The 19034-nt window shown below is 45.9% G+C and carries 17 protein-coding genes and 2 pseudogenes; 11 read left to right on the forward strand and 8 right to left on the reverse strand.

The window, feature by feature from the left end:
- Positions 1 to 173 precede the first annotated feature (173 nt).
- Genes RT018_RS08795 through RT018_RS08810 form a run of 4 tightly spaced genes read right to left on the reverse strand, consistent with a single transcriptional unit; the run spans position 174 to position 5925 of the window.
- The gene (locus RT018_RS08795; RefSeq protein WP_312941119.1) at positions 174 to 1859 is read right to left on the reverse strand and encodes a restriction endonuclease subunit S; all 1686 of its coding nucleotides are present in this window, start codon (positions 1857 to 1859) and stop codon (positions 174 to 176) included.
- A 4-nt stretch (positions 1860 to 1863) separates the two neighbouring features.
- A complete protein-coding gene (locus tag RT018_RS08800; RefSeq protein WP_312941121.1) occupies positions 1864 to 3336 on the reverse strand; it encodes a class I SAM-dependent DNA methyltransferase in 1473 nt (490 codons plus the stop codon).
- A 16-nt stretch (positions 3337 to 3352) separates the two neighbouring features.
- Entirely contained in the window at positions 3353 to 5725 is a 2373-nt protein-coding gene (gene hsdR, locus RT018_RS08805) for an EcoAI/FtnUII family type I restriction enzme subunit R (protein WP_312941123.1), read from the reverse strand.
- Positions 5722 to 5925 (reverse strand): helix-turn-helix domain-containing protein, encoded by a 204-nt coding sequence (locus tag RT018_RS08810; protein WP_306569241.1) that lies wholly within the window; start codon positions 5923 to 5925, stop codon positions 5722 to 5724. The genes hsdR and RT018_RS08810 overlap by 4 nt, the downstream gene beginning before the upstream one ends.
- A gap of 152 nt (positions 5926 to 6077) precedes the next feature.
- On the opposite strand from RT018_RS08810, the gene RT018_RS08815 reads away from it, so the two are divergent.
- The 3 genes from RT018_RS08815 (at position 6078) to RT018_RS08825 (ending at position 7225) form a co-directional block, all read left to right on the forward strand.
- A complete protein-coding gene (locus tag RT018_RS08815; RefSeq protein WP_312941125.1) occupies positions 6078 to 6404 on the forward strand; it encodes a hypothetical protein in 327 nt (108 codons plus the stop codon).
- Positions 6391 to 6699 carry a DUF6809 family protein gene (locus tag RT018_RS08820; RefSeq protein WP_312941127.1) on the forward strand — a complete coding sequence of 103 codons (309 nt, stop codon included), beginning with the start codon at positions 6391 to 6393 and terminating at the stop codon, positions 6697 to 6699. Before RT018_RS08815 ends, RT018_RS08820 begins: the two co-directional genes overlap by 14 nt.
- Positions 6700 to 6898: 199 nt before the next feature.
- A complete protein-coding gene (locus RT018_RS08825) occupies positions 6899 to 7225 on the forward strand; it encodes a DUF6550 family protein (RefSeq protein ID WP_312941129.1) in 327 nt (108 codons plus the stop codon).
- Positions 7226 to 7327: 102 nt separating this feature from the next.
- Here the strand turns inward: RT018_RS08825 and RT018_RS08830 are convergent, their stop codons facing one another.
- Complete coding sequence (locus tag RT018_RS08830; protein WP_312941131.1) at positions 7328 to 8416, reverse strand: DUF6076 domain-containing protein; 1089 nt, start codon at positions 8414 to 8416, stop codon at positions 7328 to 7330.
- A gap of 168 nt (positions 8417 to 8584) precedes the next feature.
- Between RT018_RS08830 and RT018_RS08835 the strand changes: the two genes are divergently transcribed.
- From RT018_RS08835 to RT018_RS08860, 6 genes are all read left to right on the forward strand, one after another.
- Positions 8585 to 9685 carry an AAA family ATPase gene (locus tag RT018_RS08835; protein WP_312941133.1) on the forward strand — a complete coding sequence of 367 codons (1101 nt, stop codon included), beginning with the start codon at positions 8585 to 8587 and terminating at the stop codon, positions 9683 to 9685.
- A 229-nt stretch (positions 9686 to 9914) separates the two neighbouring features.
- Positions 9915 to 10220: a plasmid mobilization protein gene (locus RT018_RS08840; RefSeq protein ID WP_312941134.1), complete on the forward strand. Its 306-nt coding sequence runs from the start codon at positions 9915 to 9917 to the stop codon at positions 10218 to 10220.
- Entirely contained in the window at positions 10220 to 10843 is a 624-nt protein-coding gene (locus tag RT018_RS08845; RefSeq protein WP_312941136.1) for a relaxase/mobilization nuclease domain-containing protein, read from the forward strand. Before RT018_RS08840 ends, RT018_RS08845 begins: the two co-directional genes overlap by 1 nt.
- Positions 10843 to 11589 (forward strand): hypothetical protein, encoded by a 747-nt coding sequence (locus tag RT018_RS08850; protein WP_312941138.1) that lies wholly within the window; start codon positions 10843 to 10845, stop codon positions 11587 to 11589. The genes RT018_RS08845 and RT018_RS08850 overlap by 1 nt, the downstream gene beginning before the upstream one ends.
- A 12-nt stretch (positions 11590 to 11601) precedes the next feature.
- Positions 11602 to 11895: a hypothetical protein gene (locus RT018_RS08855; protein WP_312941140.1), complete on the forward strand. Its 294-nt coding sequence runs from the start codon at positions 11602 to 11604 to the stop codon at positions 11893 to 11895.
- A gap of 84 nt (positions 11896 to 11979) precedes the next feature.
- Positions 11980 to 13680: a recombinase family protein gene (locus RT018_RS08860; protein WP_312941142.1), complete on the forward strand. Its 1701-nt coding sequence runs from the start codon at positions 11980 to 11982 to the stop codon at positions 13678 to 13680.
- A 151-nt stretch (positions 13681 to 13831) separates the two neighbouring features.
- On the opposite strand, the gene RT018_RS08865 is transcribed toward RT018_RS08860, so the two are convergent.
- The 3 genes and pseudogenes from RT018_RS08865 to RT018_RS15825 form a co-directional block, all read right to left on the reverse strand.
- Entirely contained in the window at positions 13832 to 14224 is a 393-nt protein-coding gene (locus RT018_RS08865) for a TetR-like C-terminal domain-containing protein (RefSeq protein ID WP_397360049.1), read from the reverse strand.
- A pseudogene (locus RT018_RS15820) lies at positions 14196 to 14294 on the reverse strand (hypothetical protein); the annotation flags it as partial. The pseudogene RT018_RS15820 and the gene RT018_RS08865, both read right to left, overlap by 29 nt.
- Positions 14249 to 14533, reverse strand: a pseudogene (locus RT018_RS15825) (TetR family transcriptional regulator); the annotation flags it as partial. The pseudogenes RT018_RS15825 and RT018_RS15820, both read right to left, overlap by 46 nt.
- 219 nt (positions 14534 to 14752) lie before the next feature.
- Between RT018_RS15825 and RT018_RS08870 the strand changes: the two are divergent.
- Positions 14753 to 16969 (forward strand): hypothetical protein, encoded by a 2217-nt coding sequence (locus tag RT018_RS08870; RefSeq protein ID WP_312941146.1) that lies wholly within the window; start codon positions 14753 to 14755, stop codon positions 16967 to 16969.
- Between the two features lie 34 nt (positions 16970 to 17003).
- On the forward strand, positions 17004 to 19034 hold a 2031-nt coding region (locus RT018_RS08875), incomplete at its 3' end, for an MMPL family transporter (RefSeq protein ID WP_312941148.1).

Consider the following 19034-nt stretch of genomic DNA (forward strand, 5'->3'; position numbering starts at 1 on the left):
GAGAATATAGTATTTACCATTTTCTTTATGCAATGCTCCAGAATATTTAGAATCGTTGTATTCAAACTCATCCCATAGGATGCCATGAAATTCGCAGATTTCGGAAAAGTGCAGCGCAGGAATATCATTGATATTAAAATCTTTTAAAACCTTTGCTGCACATTCTTCCGGTGTCATTTTTGGCTCCTTTTCAGCATTGTAAGGCGTTCAGCTTCTTTGGCCCTGGTTTCTGCACTGATTTCATCAGCACGTGCCGCTACACGATGTTCTTCTTCATATTCACTGGCAGGGAAAGCAATTACATTTTCAATATGCTTCGGCGATTGATATTGCTTTAGCTTACTTTCATCAGTCAGAGTACCACAGAGAGTAACCAGGCTTTCCACTTTTTCTACAATGCGTTGTTGCTCAGCAAGAGGAGGAACAGGAACAACATAATTCTTGATAGTGGATGTTGCCAGTTCCTTTTGCTTTGTGCTGCCGTCCGCTTTATTTTCAATTACGTTTTGGACACATGGAGAAGAAAAATAGTGAAGCAAATACAAGCAGTTAAGATATTGCGTAAAAGGGCGGACCACAGTAACATGACTATCAGCAACTGCAATTCCATAGGGGTTTAGATTTTCTTGATACATTGCCATTCGACCAAGAGTGCCCAACCCCGTGGAATTCCAAAGTAGATCTCCTTCTTGCAACAGACGTTCTTGCCCATAGCTTTCTATGCTTTTAGGTTCAATAAATTTTGCCTTTTCGAGAGAAAAGCCTGTCCACTGATTGCATTTTTGAGCAACTACCGGAATTTGTTCGATTTCGGAATATTGAGGAGACTTGCCACGTTGAATATATGAGCACAAATCTCCAAGTCTTCCCCATTCCCAACTCTCCGGAATATCGAAAGGCTTTTCCTCATCCGCAATTGGTGGGAGTGGTTTTTCAGTTTTGATTTTCTTGTCCTTAATAAGCTGAGCTTTTTCCGCTCTTATCTTCTCAAGCAATACGTTTGTAGGCTCATCGTTTTCATTTTGCTGCACAAGTTTCCCTTGCACAGCATACTGCAAAACTGACTTTTTGAGATCTTGTGGAAACTTAATTTCCAAAGCAGAAAGCTCTTGTTCGTACAGGTCATACTTCTCTACAATAAGCATAAGCTGTTCAATTTTTTCTACAATGCGCTGCTGTTCTGCAAGAGGTGGGAGGGGCACGATATAGTTTTTAATGGTGGTTGTTGCCAATTCTTTCTGTTTTGTGCTGCCATCAGCTTTATCTTCAATTGCGTTTTGGACACACGGAGACGAGAAATATTGAAACAAATACTTGCAACTAAGAAATTGCACAAAAGGCCGGATTACAGTAACGTGACTATCCGCAACCGCAATTCCATAGGGGTTCAAGTGCAATTGATATATTGCAATTCTTCCAAGCGTTCCTAAGCCTGTTGAGTTCCAAAGTAAGTCATTTTCTTGCAATACTCGTTCTTCGCCATAGCTTTCTATACTTTTAGGCTCAATAAATTTTGCTTTGTCTATGGAAAAACCCGTCCATTGGTTACATTTCTGTGAGATCACTGGAATTTTTTTGGTCTCTGAATATTTTGGGGATTTTCCTCGCTGAATATACGAACATAAGTCTCCGAGCCTTACCCATTCCCAATTCCCAGGAATATCAAAAGGCTTTTCCTCATTTATAATTGGGGGCAGTGCCTTTTCGGCCTTGATTTTTTTTTCTTTAACAAGTTGTGCTTTCTCCGACCTAATCTTTTCGAGAAGTATATGAGCAGGCTCATCTTGTTCATTTTGGGTAACAAGCTTTCCTTGAATGGCCAGTTGGAGAATTGCATTTTTTAAGCTTTGTGCTCTCATCGTTTTATTCCTCCAACATGCTCATTAGTTCACCTAAGATAGCATCAATTTTTTGATTGAGCTCTGCTTTTTTATTGTGGTACTGCTCAATAAGCTCTGACGGCTCTAAAATTTCCTCTTCTTCGTGAGGGAAGCCGCATAAATCAATATTGTAGTTACGCTCTATGATTTCAGCCATGGTATATTTTTTTGCCTTATCAAAGCTGTCTTCAGCAATTTCAGTTTTGTTTGCAATCCAATCCATCACAGGGGCGAAGTGCTCATTTTTTATCGGCTTTGTTTTAGAAAAATTCTTATACCCCTCCGGCATATCCATTCGGTAAAACCACGTTTCCTTAGTAGGTCTGGTTTTATCAAAGAACAATATGTTTGTAGTGATGGATGTATAAGGCGCAAAAACGCTGTGAGGCAACCTAATAACGGTGTGAAGATTGCATTCTTCCATCAGCTTTGTTTTAATTGCTACCTTTGCATTATCGGTACCAAACAAAAAACCATCAGGTAATACAATGCCAACTCTACCATTACGTTTCAGACGATAGAGGATTAAAGAAACGAATAAATCTGCGGTTTCGCTGCTTCGGAGTTCTGCAGGGAAATTGCTTTTAATCCCTTCTTTTTCGTTTCCACCATAGGGAGGATTCATCAGAATTACATCAAAGCAATCGCCATCATTACGTTCCTTGTACTCCTTTACACTTTTTTCAAGAGAATTGGTATGGAAAATGTTTGGCTCATCAATATCATGCAATAGCATATTGGTTACGCAAAGCAGGTGGGGTAAAGCTTTCTTCTCTATACCGTAGACACTGGTGTTATATTTTTCTTTATCCTCAACAGTTTTCACCTGTAGGTCAAGATATTTGAGCGTAGAGGTCAAAAAGCCACCTGTACCGCAAGCAAAATCTGCAATTTTATCATCAAGAGTTGGCTTGATAACTTCTACCATGAAGTCTGTAACAGGGCGTGGTGTGTAAAATTCACCGCTTGAACGCTGGCTCTGTAAATCTTTCAGAATGGTTTCATAGATGTCGTTGAATGCGTGCCGCTCACTATGCTCGGTGAAATCAACCTCGTCAATAACATTAATCACTTGGCGGAGCAAAATTCCATCTTTCATATAATTATAGGCATCTTCAAAAGCATACTTAATGATAAGCTCATGCATAGGAGTGGTTTCATCCACCTCCACGGCCTTTAAATGTTGAAACAGTTCTTCGTTGATAAACTTTAAGAGCTTGTCTCCAGTTAAGGCCTTGCCGTCTTTATTATCGACTGCCCAATTTCTCCATCGCAGATTTTCTGGGATAATAGAGGTGTAATTATCTCTGTGTAACTCCCACAGCTGTTCTTTATCGTCATAAATTTTCAAGAACAAAAGCCATGTCATTTGTTCAATTCTTTGTGCGTCTCCATTGACACCCGCATCATTACGCATAATGTCTTGTAACCGCTTTACCATACTTCCCATAGTCATCTACTTCTTCCTCTTTCTACGCTATATATAATTCTTGTTGCAATCCTTTTACTGCCTGCAAATAGGCAGCTCTGCCACCAAATGCTTTTACAATTTTGAGTGAGCTACCAAATTTCTCAAATTCTTTAAGCTCCAAAATTTTGGTGTCGGTAAGCTCTGTGATACGATCATTCATGTATTTTTCCAACAAGGCATCCAGCACCTGTTGTGCCATATCGGAATATTTGTATAAGTAGCCACGTTTTTTTACATTTTTTGCTCGTTCTGCTTTGGTGAGGGGAGGCTTATCGTAAGCGATATGACAAATTAAATCAAAATCATCGAGTTCTTTGTTTCCTGCAACTTCACGCAAGGCCTCCAAAAGTACACCGTGTTCTTTTAATTCGTCAATAATCGCCTGTTTGCGTTCTTCTGAATTCCAAGCATTCAAGAAATCATCAAGGGTAGCAAACTCATTCAAAATATTCTTTTTAGAATAATCCGTGATACTTTCGCTGATAAGTTTTCCATCACTGTCATAGTATTGCACACGTTCGGAAACCACCATAACCAACACATCGTTAACACGATATTTTTTTGGTCTCTCGTCATCATCGCCCTCATATCCCGTGATTGGTGTAAAATCAGTTGGAAATTCTTCGCAGCTGTCATCTTCGACAGTGCTATCATCAGGAGGTACTGGCGATTCATCGGCGGCAGGTTCATAAATTTGAACAGGATCACCATCAAAATTAGGATCAGCAAACAAACGGCTTGCATTTCTAAAATCCATAATGGTGAAATAGAGCTTGCCGTAATCCGGTTTTAAGCGAGTACCTCGACCGATGATTTGTTTGAATTCGGTCATACCGCCATCTTCGCTGAAGTTGTTATCCAAGACGATAAGCTTGCAGGTTTTGCAATCTACACCCGTAGTCATTAATTTTGAGGTGGTCACAATGGTTGGATAAAGACTATCCTCATCAATAAAGTTATCTAACTGTGCCTTTCCTTCTGGATTATCGCCCGTGATACGCATTACATATTTGGGGTTTTGCAAAACCAGCTCAGAGTTTTCATTTATAAGAGCCTGTCTCATACGCTCGGCATGGTCAATATCAACACAAAATACAATAGTCTTTGAAAAGCGATCGGTCTTCTTCAAAAACTCTGTTACTTTTGCAGCAACAGTTTTGGTTCGATCATCAATAACTAAATTTCGGTCAAAATCCTTGATGTTGTATTCTCGATCCTCAAGAACATTTCCATAAATGTCAGTTTTACCCGCCTCTGGTCTGTAACCTTGTAGGTCTTTATCCAATCCGATACGAACTACTTTGTATGGTGCTAAAAAACCATCATCAATGCCTTGCTTTAAAGAATATGTATACACCGGCTTACCAAAATATCCTTGATTAGAAACATCTGAAGTTTCTTTTGGTGTTGCAGTGAGCCCCAAGTGTGTTGCTGTTGAAAAGTAATCCAGAATCTTTCTCCAGCGAGATTCTTCACGAGCACTACCCCTATGACATTCATCAATTACAATTAGATCAAAGAATTCTGGCTGAAATTGCTTAAAAGCTTCCATATCATCGTCACCTGAAAGTTGGTGATAGAGCGACATATAGATTTCATAGGAAGAATCCAGTTTACGATTTTCCACCTTAGTAATAACCTTTTCAAAGGGCTTAAAATCGTTACTAATTGTTTGATCAATTAAGATATTTCTATCCGCAAGATATAAAATCTTTTTCTTTACTCCTGCATGCCAAAGACGATAAATTATTTGAAAAGCAGTCAAAGTTTTTCCTGTTCCAGTTGCCATAACGAGCAAAATTCTATTTTGACCTTTAGCGATTGCCTCAATGGTTCGATTAATTGCAATGCGCTGATAGTATCGAGGCGTCTTATTTTTTCCACCGAAATAATAAGGTTCTGTAATCAAAAGCTCTTGTTCTGTGGAAAGTTGTTCAACCGTTATATATCGATTCCATAAATTCTCAGGAGACGGAAACTCATCCAATGATATTTCACGCTCAATTCCGGTTTTCATATCATGCTCAATGAAGCCATCACCATTTGAACTGTATGCAAAAGGAACATCCAGCATTTTTGCCGCCTTAATTGCTTCCACATAGTCAAGTGCTTGTTGCATTCCTGCACCAACACTTAATTTGTTTTTCTTCGCTTCTATAATTGCTATCGGTACGTTAGGCTTGTACAACAACAAATAATCAATTGCCTTACGCTTAGCCCGTTTTGCTGTTTCACCTCGAACAATGACACGCCCATCAGTAAAAGGGTATTCTGCTCGAATTTGTTTTTCCAAATCCCAGCCGGCGTTAATAATTGCAGGAGTAATAAACTTCATTTTTATATCCTCTTCAGAAAGATGCTTTTTACCATTCATTTATTTCCACCACCCTTTTGCCTTAATTTACGTCCCTGCGTTGTTCTACCGTCCACAGGTTTTTGTGAGTTGCTTGGAATAAGCCATATATCACCTTTTTTTATTGCACCGTCAATTTTTCCGGAGGTACAATAGTAGGTAACCATTCTACTGGTTACGCCCCACAGCTTAGCAGCTTCTTTCATGGTTAGATATTCCATGCAATTCACCTCGAATTATAATTATCCAATATTAGTATATTTCATTTGAGAGAAAAATTCAATCCCCTCCTTGATACAACATTTGCAACCTAATTGTTTTAGTAGCTATTCTGCTGTTTCTGTAGTATTGTGTTTTGCTAAGGAGGTGACACATGATGAAAACCGTAATCGAAGAGTTATTTGACCACTACGGCAACTTTGCCCCAGAACAAGCTTTCCAAAAAGAAATTGATGAAGCACACCAATCGCTAATCCGCAGTTTAGAAAAACCAGAACGAAAGCTGGTACTGCGTATCATTGACAACAAGGACTTAATCGCAGGCGCTCGTGCCCGAGATAGCTTCGAATGTGGATTTTGGCTTGCATGGCGATTGCTCACACAACTTCATATTTATGAAAACAGCCGTTTGCTTGAGAATTCTCTCAAAACAAACGGCTGTTTTTCTATGACAAAGGAGAAAGAAGATGAGAAACCCTGATTTAATAGCAGAATTATACTATGGGAACATAGCACCATTCTCAAAAACACTTGATCGCAAATCTGAATATGGCAAGCTTGTTGGGACAATGTCCAAATGCGAAGATGAACTGTCCAAGGCGGTAGAAAATGACGATGTGCTAAAACGCATATTAGAGCGGTTTATGAATGCACAAGGCGATATCATTGCTAAAAATGCGGAAGAAAGATTTTGTGAGGGTTTTCGGCTTGGGGCTCAAATGATAATCGATATTATCAGCCAGCCACAGACCGAGTTGAAGGATATAACGGATTAGGAGAACACTATGAAAAGGAAGTTATTTACTCTCTGTACGATTACAGCCCACATAGCTATTATCGCAATATTTTATCAACCGTTACAGGCAACACCAGCACACTCTCCACAAGCCACCGTTGTCCCCAATGTTTGCCCTGTGTCAGCGCACCAGTTACCGTTGGGGATAAAACACCCCACCGACAGAAGACAAAGCAGTTGTGAGCGAAGAAACCGCCGAAATCAGCATCCACAGCACGCCTCCAGCGGGAGCCGACTTTGAGCCACCCAAATCAGCTGACAGCACGGAAATCTTGACTGAGAACAGCCCTCTGAGAGATAACCCTACCCACTTCCCGGTAACATCAAAAACCACAGTAACGACAACGGCGCAAGAGCCAAGGATGGGTGATGCCAGAGTTGTGTACGGTCAAAAGCAGGTCTACTTTCTCGGCTTTGGTTGGATTGATGATAACGATGAACCCAATGTTGCAATTTTCGTGGACGGTGATGGTGACATCAATAAAATGGTGGGGCGTATGGATTAGAGCCGAAACCAAGCATTCTCTATCCTATACCGCAACAAAGGCTGCTCCGATTGGAACAGCCTTTGTTGTTTTGCATAGGGAATCGCCGAAACACGTACCCCATTAATCTATCTTAATTTTCGCCAGCATTTCTTCGCCTGTTATTTTCCCATCAAGGTAATCACTGCGAGCCTGACGTGCCATTTTTGCCCACTTGGAAAATTCCTCCGAGGACATGTCCTTACCGCTAAATTCTTCAGGCAACTTACCGTCCGCACGATAACGGCGAGAGTACACCTTGTTGTACTCGGTCAGGAAAGCCAGCAAATAATCGTTTCCCTGCATGCCCTGATCATAAAACAGCTTTGCTCCAACCTGTTTGCAGGTGCGATTACCTTTATAAGGCCGGTCGCAGAAATCCCGCTTACGCTTATCGGTCAACACAAAATAGCGGCTGCACAGTTTGCATCGCTTAACGAACTGTGCATTTTTAAGCATCTCGGTAAATTCAAAATAGAGCATCTCATCCAAATACTCAAACAAATAGTATGGCATCAGACTGACACCCTCGCCATCCTGGTGCATGATTTCCAAAAGCTCATCTGTTTCCCGCAGATTCCAATCATGGATATCCTTAAGCGTACTCATATCCACCTTGCCATTTTTCTTCGGCAGCAGCTCATATTTTATCTTTACAGTAGCCTCGGCAAAGCCGGGGTACTCCGATACGAAATCACAAAGCCGCTGGGACATTTCCTTGTCCGAGCGGGTTTCTTTATCTAAACAGGTGGTGACCGCTTTCGTGCATACCTCTTGCAGCTCTAAAATGTGTTCCAACTCATCTAAACATGTTGTCAGCGGTCTGAGCAAGGCGGCCTCAAATTCGTCTTTGGTGCGAATTGGTTCTTTCAAAATGTTGTTCAGTAAGCCCACTAAAAAGAAATAAACATAGCGGTGCTTGTCTGCAATGGTTTCTGCAACATCAAATATTTTGTTTCTGATTGTCTGATAGTTTGCCATAGTGAGCGGAATGGATTTCGTTTCAGTGAGCAATGTTGTATATTCCTCGAAATCCATTTCTACAAATTCAATCAGTCCATTTCCAATAAACTTTTGCGCATACTGCGTCACTTTGTTCGGATAGGCATAAGCCATGGAGTAAATCAGCTTGTCACTTCCCTCAAAAACTTTAATTAGTGGGTACTGTTCCATAGGCACTCCTCTCGCAAATAATCGATTTTCCGCAAAACAGCGTTTCTGCGATTCGCTGTGTATTTCTGTTTCTGGATATAAGACAATGGTATCACAAGGAATAGAAGTTTTCAATATTCAATTTATTGCATTTTACAAAACAAATTGAATTAAGAGGAGGAATCAAAAATGTCAAAGAAATTAGAAACCATGGATGCGGAAACCCTGATGACCACACCCATGGAGCCGCTGAAATTTATTGTCAGCGGTCTGCTGCCTGAAGGGCTGCATGTGCTGGCGGGCTCACCGAAAATCGGCAAGAGCTGGCTGGCACTGTGGATCTGCTTACAGGTGGCAAAGGGCGAAAAGGTATGGGGATTTGAAACTCTGAAAAGCGAAGTCCTGTATCTCTGCTTAGAGGATAGCTTCGCCCGTATCCAAAACAGGCTGTTTGAAATTACCGATGAAGCACCAGCGACACTTCACTTTGCCATTATGAGCGATGCCATCGGCCATGGGCTGGAAAATCAGATTGAAAACTTTATCGGGGAGCATCCCAACACAGGACTGATTGTGATTGATACGCTGCAAAAGGTTCGCAAAACTGTGTCAGCAAATGTGAATCCCTATGTCGCCGATTATGATGATATCAACGCACTGAAGCAAATTGCGGACCGTCACCATCTTGCTATCCTGCTCGTACATCATCTTAGAAAAACAGGCGATGCCGATCCGCTCAATATGATTTCGGGCACTAGCGGTATTGCTGGTGGTGCTGATACAAACTTTGTACTGCAAAAAGATAAGCGAACTGAAAACACGGCAAAGCTGATTTGTACCGGCAGAGATATTGAGGGGCGGGCATTGTTCTTGGAATTCAACAAGAACAATTTTGTATGGGAGCTGCTGGAACCGATTGAAATGGAGCAGCTCATCATACCGGAGGAAATTTTTCTTCTCTGTGATTTTATAAAATTGGCAGGCAGCTTCACAGGGACGGCAACCGAGCTGATAGAAAAACTGAATCTGGATTACAGCCCTGCAATTCTGAAAAAGAGAATCATCAAGCACATGGAACATCTGGGCAAAAACGGTATTCATTATTCGCAGAACAGGACTTTTGAGCGACGGGAATTTACTCTCCGCTATGACGGTAATGACGATATGACGGCAGAATCAAGCCGCCCAAACTTGCCGTCTTTACCGTCAGCACCGTCACGGGACAGTAATCTCGCCGCCGTTGCCTCCTGTTCGCCCCTGTGTGGCGAGATTGACGGTGGAGTGGCATAACTCCACCTAATCCGAATAAAACCGCAAATTGAGCCGCTGTTGCGGACAACTTCCGATTTGCACTTGTTTCCGATGAAGTGTAGGAGTTTCCGCTGCGATTTCTCACCCCTTGGGTGAGGCGAGCAGAGCGCCGGGCTATACGCCGGACACAGCTCGCTCGGGGCAGAAGCCCCGGACCCCACTTTATAGAGCGCCGTTGGCGTAATCAAAATTGAAAGGAGAACCGCCAATGAAAAAGAAACCCTTTGCCTTTCGCATCAGCGAAAGCACCTATCAAACCCTGAAACGAAAAGCCAGGCGCGGCAAGGTTACCATGACCGAATTTTTAGAACGAGCCATAACCGATAAGGAGGTCGTTGTAGTAGACGGGGTACAGGAGCTCATCGGTGAGCTGAAAGCCATCGGCAGAAACCTCAATCAGCTGACCACTCTGGCCAATATGGGAAAAGTGGATGCCGTTTACCTTGCAGAAACCAAGGCGCAGCTAAGTGGTATCTATGAAAAACTGTCTGCACTTTGCGAGGTAAACCGGTAATGGCAACGGTTAACTTTATCCCCTGCAAAAAGCAAAATGCCTTCTCCATGCGAAATGAAATCCAGTACATTCTGCAAGATTTCAAGGTGTGCATCGAGCCGGAGAAAATAAATTGTGACCACACCGTCAACTGCCAGAGCTATTCCGAGAACGCTGATAAGACCGGCTGTATCCGCTTAATCTCCGGAAAAGACTGCTGTCCCGAAACAGCCTTCCAAGAATTTATGGTAACCAAAAACAGCTATAAAAAGGTTGACCAAACGATGTTTTATCATTACGACCAAGCCTTTAGGGACGGCGAAACCATCTCGCCAAAGATTGCACATGAGATTGCCATAAAATTTGCAGAGGATAATTACCCCGATTTTGAGGTGGTTATCGCCACCCATGTAGACAACGAGCATCTGCACTCCCACTTTATTATCAATTCGGTCAGTTTCAAAACAGGAAAGAAATTGCACCAAGGCCCCAAAACATTATTAAAGCTCCGGGAATATTCCGACCAAATTTGTGAGCAATATGGGCTGTCTACCCTCCAGCCTTATACAGGCGGCAAGTCTCAAAGCTTGCCTCTCGGGAATACCGTGCCGCCGCCAAGGGGCAGAGCTGGAAGTTTTCGTTGATGAACGCAATTGATACGGCGATGAAAACCAGCGGCACAAAAGCAGATTTTATTAAAAATATGGAGCGACAAGGCTACACGGTAAAATGGACAGAGAACAGAAAATACATCACCTACACCTGCCCAAACACCATGTCCTGCCGGGATATGAAGCTCCATGACAACCGCTATTTAAAGGAGATGATGGAGCGTGAATTTGAGTTTAGAAGAATTGAAGCAACGGAACGCAGGTTCGAATTCAGTGGAGCTGCCGCCGCAGACAACTCAACCCTGCCCTCTGACACAGGAAAAGCTGGACAACCTGTTTTACAACCAGAGCGTGATTTGGAATGGGATGACCCAGCTGCAGGAGCAGGTAAAATCTCTCCAGCAGCAGAATCTCAGCCTCAAAATACAGCTGGACAATCCGCCTGCGAGGTCGGAGCTGGAGCAAATCAGCAAGAGACTGTTGCAGATACAGCAGACGTTATCACAGGCTGGGAACAGGAAAGATCGCTCTTTTTCTCTGACGAAGTTAAGGCTGCCGCACCTGACATGGACACCGCTGTGGGTAGTAATTCCCATGACCTTGCTGGCATTGGCGGCAGTGTGGTTCAGCTGGGACGCGCTTTGGAACGGCTGGACAACCCTGTTCCCATAAATGACGCCACCGCAAAACCACCGCAGCATACCGGCAGGAAGAAGAAATTAGCGGTCGGTCAAAAGGAAGATGACCACAGCGGACACGATTTTGAAATGAAGATGTGAAGGAGATGCGATATGACAAATGAAAATTTAACAGCACAGCATTATCTGAAAACCAATATCCTCGGCGCTTACGAAACTGCCGACATCATTTGGCAAAGCGATAGCGAGGGGACCTCTCACCGCACCTTTGCAGACAGCTTTGTTTACACAGACGAAACCTCCCATATCATTGAACGGGATATGGTGGTGGAGGACAGAGTGTTCCGCGTGCATTCTGTGTTCCCCGTAAAAAGTGCCTCTACCCCCACAAAAAAGATGCTTTTAGTGATTGAAAACGACCTCGAAAAAGCACTTAAAAACGCTTGATTTCAGTAGACTTGTGGAACCTGTTACGGTATGCTTGGGTTACCGTATTCAGTTTGCCACAACAAGAAGGAGGATTTTTATACGATGGCAAACAACGAAAAATATACCATACTGTACGGCAGACTGAGCCAGGAGGATGACCGGGAGGGCGAAAGCAACAGCATCCAAAATCAGCGGTTGATTCTCACCAAGTACGCAGAGGAAAAGGGATTTGGCAATATTCGTTTTCTGTTCGATGACGGTTTTAGTGGAACAAACTTCAACCGGCCTTCATGGAATGAGATTATGGAGCTGATTGAAAGTGGGCAGGTGGAAACCTTGATTGTCAAGGACATGAGCCGCCTCGGCAGAGATTATCTGCAAACAGGTTTTCTCATGGAGCATACCTTTCCCAACAACAATGTCCGGTTTATTGCGATCAATGATGCGGTGGACACACTCTATGGGGACAACGACTTTGCTCCGTTCCGGAACTTATTTAACGATTTTTATGCGAAAGACTGCAGTAAAAAAATTCGGTCGGTGAAGAAAGCACAGGCTGAGCGCGGGGAACGGGTTGGGACAAGGCCGCCATATGGGTACAAAAAAGACGAGAGCAATCTCAAAAAGATTGTTCCCGATCCAGAAGCCGCCGAAGTGGTCAAGCATATTTTCAAGCTGTGTGCCGAGGGTAGAGGTCCCAAGCAAATCGCAAGGCAGCTCACCGAGGAACAGGTGGTGAATCCAAGCAACTACTATTTTAATCAGACCGGAGTGGCATTGACGAATTTGGATACCACCAGACCTTATAGGTGGAGGGATAACTCCATCGTCAATATTTTGAACGATGAAACCTACCTTGGACATACGATCAGCATGAAGCACACCACCGCATCTTACAAAAACAAGAAGCAGATTATCCGCCCAGAATCTGAATGGCTGAGGTTTGAAAACACCCATGAGGGCATCATCGACCAAGAGGTTTGGGATATCGCTCATGCGGTTCGGGAGCATAAAAAGCGTCCGAGAAAAAATATGGAGAACCCCAATCCATACTCGGGACTAATCTTCTGTGCTGATTGCGGAAAGCCTTTAATTCTGCACCGTGCCCATACCATGGACGAGAGCAAAAACAACTTCGCCTGCTCTACCTACAAGCAGTATGGGAAGGAAACCTGCTCCGCCCACTACATCCGGGAAAGTCAGCTTGCGGCGGTGATTTTGGATGACCTGAAGCGTGTTACCCACTTTGCAAGACAGGATGAAGTGCTGTTTGCAGAGTGCATCAACCGCAAAAACACTGCTGATACGAGGAAAGAAATCACTGCGCTGCAAAAAGAGTTGGAGGGTATGCGGAAAAGGGATTTAGAGCTTACTGCACTTTTTAAAAGGCTCTATGAGGACAATGTGCTGGGGCGTATACCGGATGAGCATTACCGAACCCTGTCTGATGAATATACCACAGAACAAAAATCCCTGCGGGAACGCATGCCGAAGGCTGAAACGAGAATGGATAAGCTCAAAAATTCACTTACCAACGTGGACAGGTTCATTGAAAAGGCGAAAAAGTATACCGACCTTACTGAGCTGACACCGGAGCTGCTTCGGATGTTCATTGCAAAAGTTGTGGTAGGCGAAAAGGCTGAGAAATACTCCCGCACTGCTCCGCAGGATATTTGGATTCACTACCGTGACATTGGGATGCTGAACGATGTCAAGGAGGAATTTGACATTCCCTCTATGGAAGAATTCTACGGGATGGATGATGAAATGCTGTTCAATGACGAACTGCCAGCCGCAATTTAAGGCATAGCAAAAGGCGGACATCCGAGACTGTCCGCCTTATACCCCGCATTTTTAGGCGGTTCACAAAGTATCTTTATGAACACTCGACTAAACGTCTAAGGCGTTTTCCCCCGTTTTTCCGCCGTCATCCGGCGCTCCATTCATGTCCAACTCACCCCGCATCGGTGAGAATTCCCATCGCCGCACCGTTGACCAGACGGTCTGCCTGACGGACTAGATTCTCTCTGGGCAGGACCATATCCTGGTCAAACCATGTTTTGATTAGACCGATCAGTCCATATCCGATAAAGCTGACGAGAAAATCCATTTGCGCTGAAGACACCGTGTGAAACTTTGCCCGCACCAGGCTCACGCCGTTGCGGTAAATCAGCTCCTGCAGCCTGTCGGTAAAATTGCTGGTGGAATTATTGGCAAACAGCGCCTCAAATTCCGGGCGATGTTTTACAATGTAATCCAGAATCGGCTTAAATACCGGCCGCAAAGAGCCGGCCGCCTCAAACTCCGCCATATGCTCGTCAATCAGAAGCTGCGCCTCTGCCAGCATATCCGTTTCCACGCTTTGAAGCAGCGCGGTGGTATCCGGATAATGAAGGTAAAACGTCCCCCGGTTCATATCCGCCCTCTCTGTGACATCTCGCACAGAGATGGCGGAAAACTTTTTTTCCAGCATCAGCTCCAGCAGTCCTTTTTTCAGCAGCTTCTGGGACCGACGCGACCGCCGATCCTCACCTTTTTCCACCATGTTCATGCCCCTTTCACATAAAAGCAAATTTGCAGCCCGCTTTACCTCGGGAATCCTCGCAGACTCAGTCCGGCACAAAACACCCCGGCGGGACTGATAAAAATCAGCCATTTTTTACTTAAAGTACGCAGCGGTTCAAATATGGCCGCTTGCGGATATTATAGTTCAGCACTGTCTAAAAATCAACAAAAATATTTTAATCAAAATTTGTTGATTATTTTTTCTGAAAACTATTGCTTTTTGAAGTGGACCATACTATAATTCTCTCTGGCGTAAAATTAACATAATTTGATTAATAGACATATGTTCATAGTTGAGAGGAGCATTTTTATGATTTACAAATCCCCCTTCCGCATCTCCCGGACGACGCGCGCGCTTGCCCTGACGCTGGCGGCGGTGCTTCCGGCCACGCTGATTCCCGTGGGTGCAGTGGAAAAGATTGGTGATGGCGTGGCGCCGACCTACGACGAGGCGTATTACGCCACGCTGGATTACTACGGCAACCTGACAGAGGGCAGCGTGGTAAAGAGTTACGCCCTCAACGGAGCCACGGCTTTGACCGACTATGGCGTCTACGACAAGGTGGTAAACCTGACCGACGGCACGATCCCTGCCGCGAAAGACGATACCACCACCTTTGATTTCAGCAAGGAGACCGCACCTTCTCACTTTTATTTTGAGGGAAAGACCACTGCCCCCTTTGCCGTCCTGCCTTGGACCATTGCCCTGTCCTACACGCTCAACGGCGTCCCTACCAAGGCGGAGGACTTAGCAGGAAAAACCGGCGTGATAAATATTAATCTTGATATTATTCCAAACAAAAATGCCAGCGACTACGCAAAAAACAATTATACGCTGGAGGCCATGGCTGTTTTCAATCAGGACGATATTCTTTCTTTAAAGGCAAAGGGCGCGCAGGTCCAATTGGTGGGAAATTTGCGCACAGTTCTGTTTTTAGCCCTGCCGGGAGAGGAGCAACATTTTACGATTGAGGTTGGCTCCGACAATTTCTCCTTTGGCGGCATGACGTTTATGATGCTTCCCGCCACACTGGCGCAATTGGATCAGATTGCGAAGCTGAGCGACCGCAAGGATGAGCTGGAGAACGATTACGAAAAGCTGAACAAAAGTCTTGACACCACGCTGGATGCCCTGAATAGCATGACCGGCGGTCTCTATTCCAGCGCCAAGGGTCTTGATGCGCTGAACAAGGCCCGGGGAACTATCTCCGCCGGAAAGGGCGCTATCTACGACGGAATCGACACGTCCAAGCTGGATATGGAAAGTATTGCGGCTCTGCTGGACCCGGTGTCGGAGCAGATACAGGCCGCCAGCGAAACGCTGACGAAGTCAAAGGACCTTTTGCAGACCATGAGCGACACGGCCGTCTCGCTGAAAACCGAGCTGACTCAGACGAAAAACGCACTGAATAATTTGGAGAAAAGCAGCGGCGATCTCCGGGATCTGACCGTTGAGATGAAGCGGCTCAGCGGCAATCTGGAACGCTTGAGAAACGCCTTGACAGATATGGACAGCATTCCCTCCGTCAGCTCTCCGCTGGCAGGTTATGGAGACATTTCCGACCTGTGTCAAGCCCGGGATACCGTGGTATCTTTGGAATCAGCCTATCAAGCCGCAACAAGCGGAGATTCTCCCGCCTTTTCCGGGACGTTTGCAGAGTTTGTTTCTGCACAAGTGTCCGATCCGGAAACATGTCAAAAGCTGCTGGCCGTATACGCCAAGCGTCAGCAGATGGGCTCGGATTCCTTTGACTTTTTGCTGGATAACTCCGGGTCCGTGGATGCAGTGCTAGATGCCCTAAATGGCACCACACAGGAAGTTAACTCGACGCTTAATGGCATTGCCGGTCCCACCGCCGACGTAGTAAGCCGGCTGGCCTATATCTGCAACGAAATGGGCGCGTTGTACAATCTTTTGAACAATGTGGAGGATCTGGCCCACATTGGGCAGTCCGCCACAGATAAGGCAAGCACGCTTCTTGACAAGGTGGGCGCGCTGCAAACTCTTTTGAGTACTTACGAGCCGAAGGCGCAGGAAAGCCTCAAAACGCTGGAGAATTTAAGCGTCACTGCCGCAGGCTCCATCCGCAATGCGGAAACCCTGATTTCCAACACGGAAGCTCTGGCCCGAACCTCTGGTGAGCAGTTGGACGAGGGCACCAAACAGACGCTGGAGGGGCTGGCCTCCTCCCTGCGCCAAACCGCTGCCGCCCTTTCTACCACCAAGGACATCAAATCCGCCAAGAGCAATTTGGACAGCATTATTACCGACACATGGCATGAGCACACGGGCGATGTGGATAACCTGCTGAACATGGACAGTACTGCCCCGGCCCAGTCGCTGACCTCCGGACAAAATCCTGCGCCCCAGAGTATACAGGTGCTGATCCGCTCTCAGGAGATTAAGGTGCCTGATAAAGAAGAGGAAGAATCTGCGTCTGCCGCCGCCGACAAGGGCAGCTTTGGAAGCCGCGTTGGCCAGATGTTCCATGACCTTTGGTCCTCAATCACCAGAATTTTCCACTGAGGGACCGCCATATGAAAGAAGAAGGTGACTTCCTGTGATTGAGAAACTTGCCCATAGGCTGACCCGCAAGCCCAAACTGGTGGCGACCATCGCCGCCCTCCTGCTGATTCCCTCCGCAATTGGCTTTGCGGCCACCCGCGTCAACTACGACATTCTGTCTTACCTGCCCCAGAGCTCGGAGTCCTCTCAGGGAGAAAAGCTGCTGGAAGACCCGTTTAAAATGGCAGCCACCAGCATGCTGATCGTGGAGGATATGCCCGCCGGATACAGCAACCATCTGATTCAGGAAATCCAGGATATCCCCGGCGTCAGCAACGCCATCTGGGTCAGCAGCATGGTGGGGATTCAAATTCCCACCGACTTCATCCCCGCGAACCTGAGAGACATGTTTTTCTCCGGGGACGCCACGATGATGGTGATTCAGTACGACCACCCCGGCGCCTCGGACGAAACGATGGAGGCCATTGATCAGGTGCGTTCGGTATGCAACGAAAAGTGTTTTCTGGCAGGCTTTTCGGTGGTGATTAAGGATACCCGGGACCTAATGGACAGCGAGCTTCCGCTTTTTGTGGGCCTTGCGGTTATTCTGGCGCTGGCCGCCATGTCGATCACGCTTGAATCCACGGTGCTGCCTTTTATATTTCTTACCAGCATCGGGCTTGCCGTTATCTACAACTTCGGCTCCAATATTTTTCTGGGCCAGATTTCCTATATTACAAAGGCCATCGCGGCTGTTTTACAACTTGGCGTTACCATGGACTACTCCATTTTTCTCTACCACCGCTACGAGGAAGAGCGAAACAATTACGAGGACAATCGCGACGCCATGGCAAAGGCCATCGTGTCCGCATTCACCTCTCTTTCTGGCAGCAGCATGACCACCATCGCGGGCTTTTTGGCCCTGTGCTTCATGCGCCTGACGCTGGGCCGAGATATCGGAATCGTCATGGCAAAGGGCGTGCTGCTGGGCATCGCCACCGTGATTTTTGTGCTGCCGGCTCTGTTGCTGCTGTTCGATAAGCAAATCGATCAGCACAAACACAAAACGCTGATTCCAAGCTTTGATAAAATTAATGTCCACATTCTTAAACACCGCTGGGTTTTCGTGGGTCTGACTCTTTTGATGTTTCTGCCAGCCATCTATGCACAAAGCCACGCGGGCATCTACTACAAGCTGGATGAGTCCCTGCCGCAGGACCTCCCCTCCATTGTGGCCAACCAAAAGCTGAAAAGCGACTTCGACATGGGCACGTCCCACTTTGTTCTTATAAAGGATGATATTTCTACCGCAGACATGAATCAACTGGAAAACGCCCTTGAAGATCTACCTGGCATCACGTCAGTGATGTCTTATCACTCCCTTCTGGGCGTGGGGATTCCGGAGTTTTTTGTGCCCGACGAGGTGCGCACCATGCTCAAGCAGGACGGCTGGCAGATGCTGATGATAAACTCCAAATACGCCACCGCGTCTCAGGAGGTGGCCAAGCAATTGGATTCGATGCGGGGAATCCTCAAGCAATACGACCCCGGCGCCCTGATTACCGGCGAAGCGGCCATGACGAACGACCTGATTGAAACCTCCGCCGTGGATTTCAATGTCACCAATTACATTTCCATGGCCGCCATCTTTATCATCGTCCTTTTCGTGTTTAAGTCGCTCACCATTCCTCTGGTGCTGGTGAGCACCATTGAGCTTGCCATCTTTATCAATCAAGGCGTGCCTTATTTTACTGGGGCGGAAATCCCCTTCATTGCCCCCACCATCATCGGCTGCGTGCAGTTGGGCGCCACGGTGGACTATGCCATTTTGATGACCACCCGCTTTCAGGAGGAGCTGCGCTCCGGAAAAAGCCGGGACGAGGCCATTCACATTGCCGCCACCTCCTCCGATCCCTCCATCATCACCAGCTCCTTGGTTCTCTTTTGCGCCACACTGGGCGTGTCCTTTGTTTCCAGCATTGATTTGATTGGGTCCATCTGCGTGATGCTGGCCCGTGGCGCGCTGATTTCGGCGACAGTCAGTATTTTTATCATGCCTTCCATTCTCAGCGTGTGCGAACCTGTA

It is taken from the genome of Oscillibacter sp., from assembly GCF_032060045.1.
Lineage (GTDB): Bacteria > Bacillota > Clostridia > Oscillospirales > Oscillospiraceae > Oscillibacter.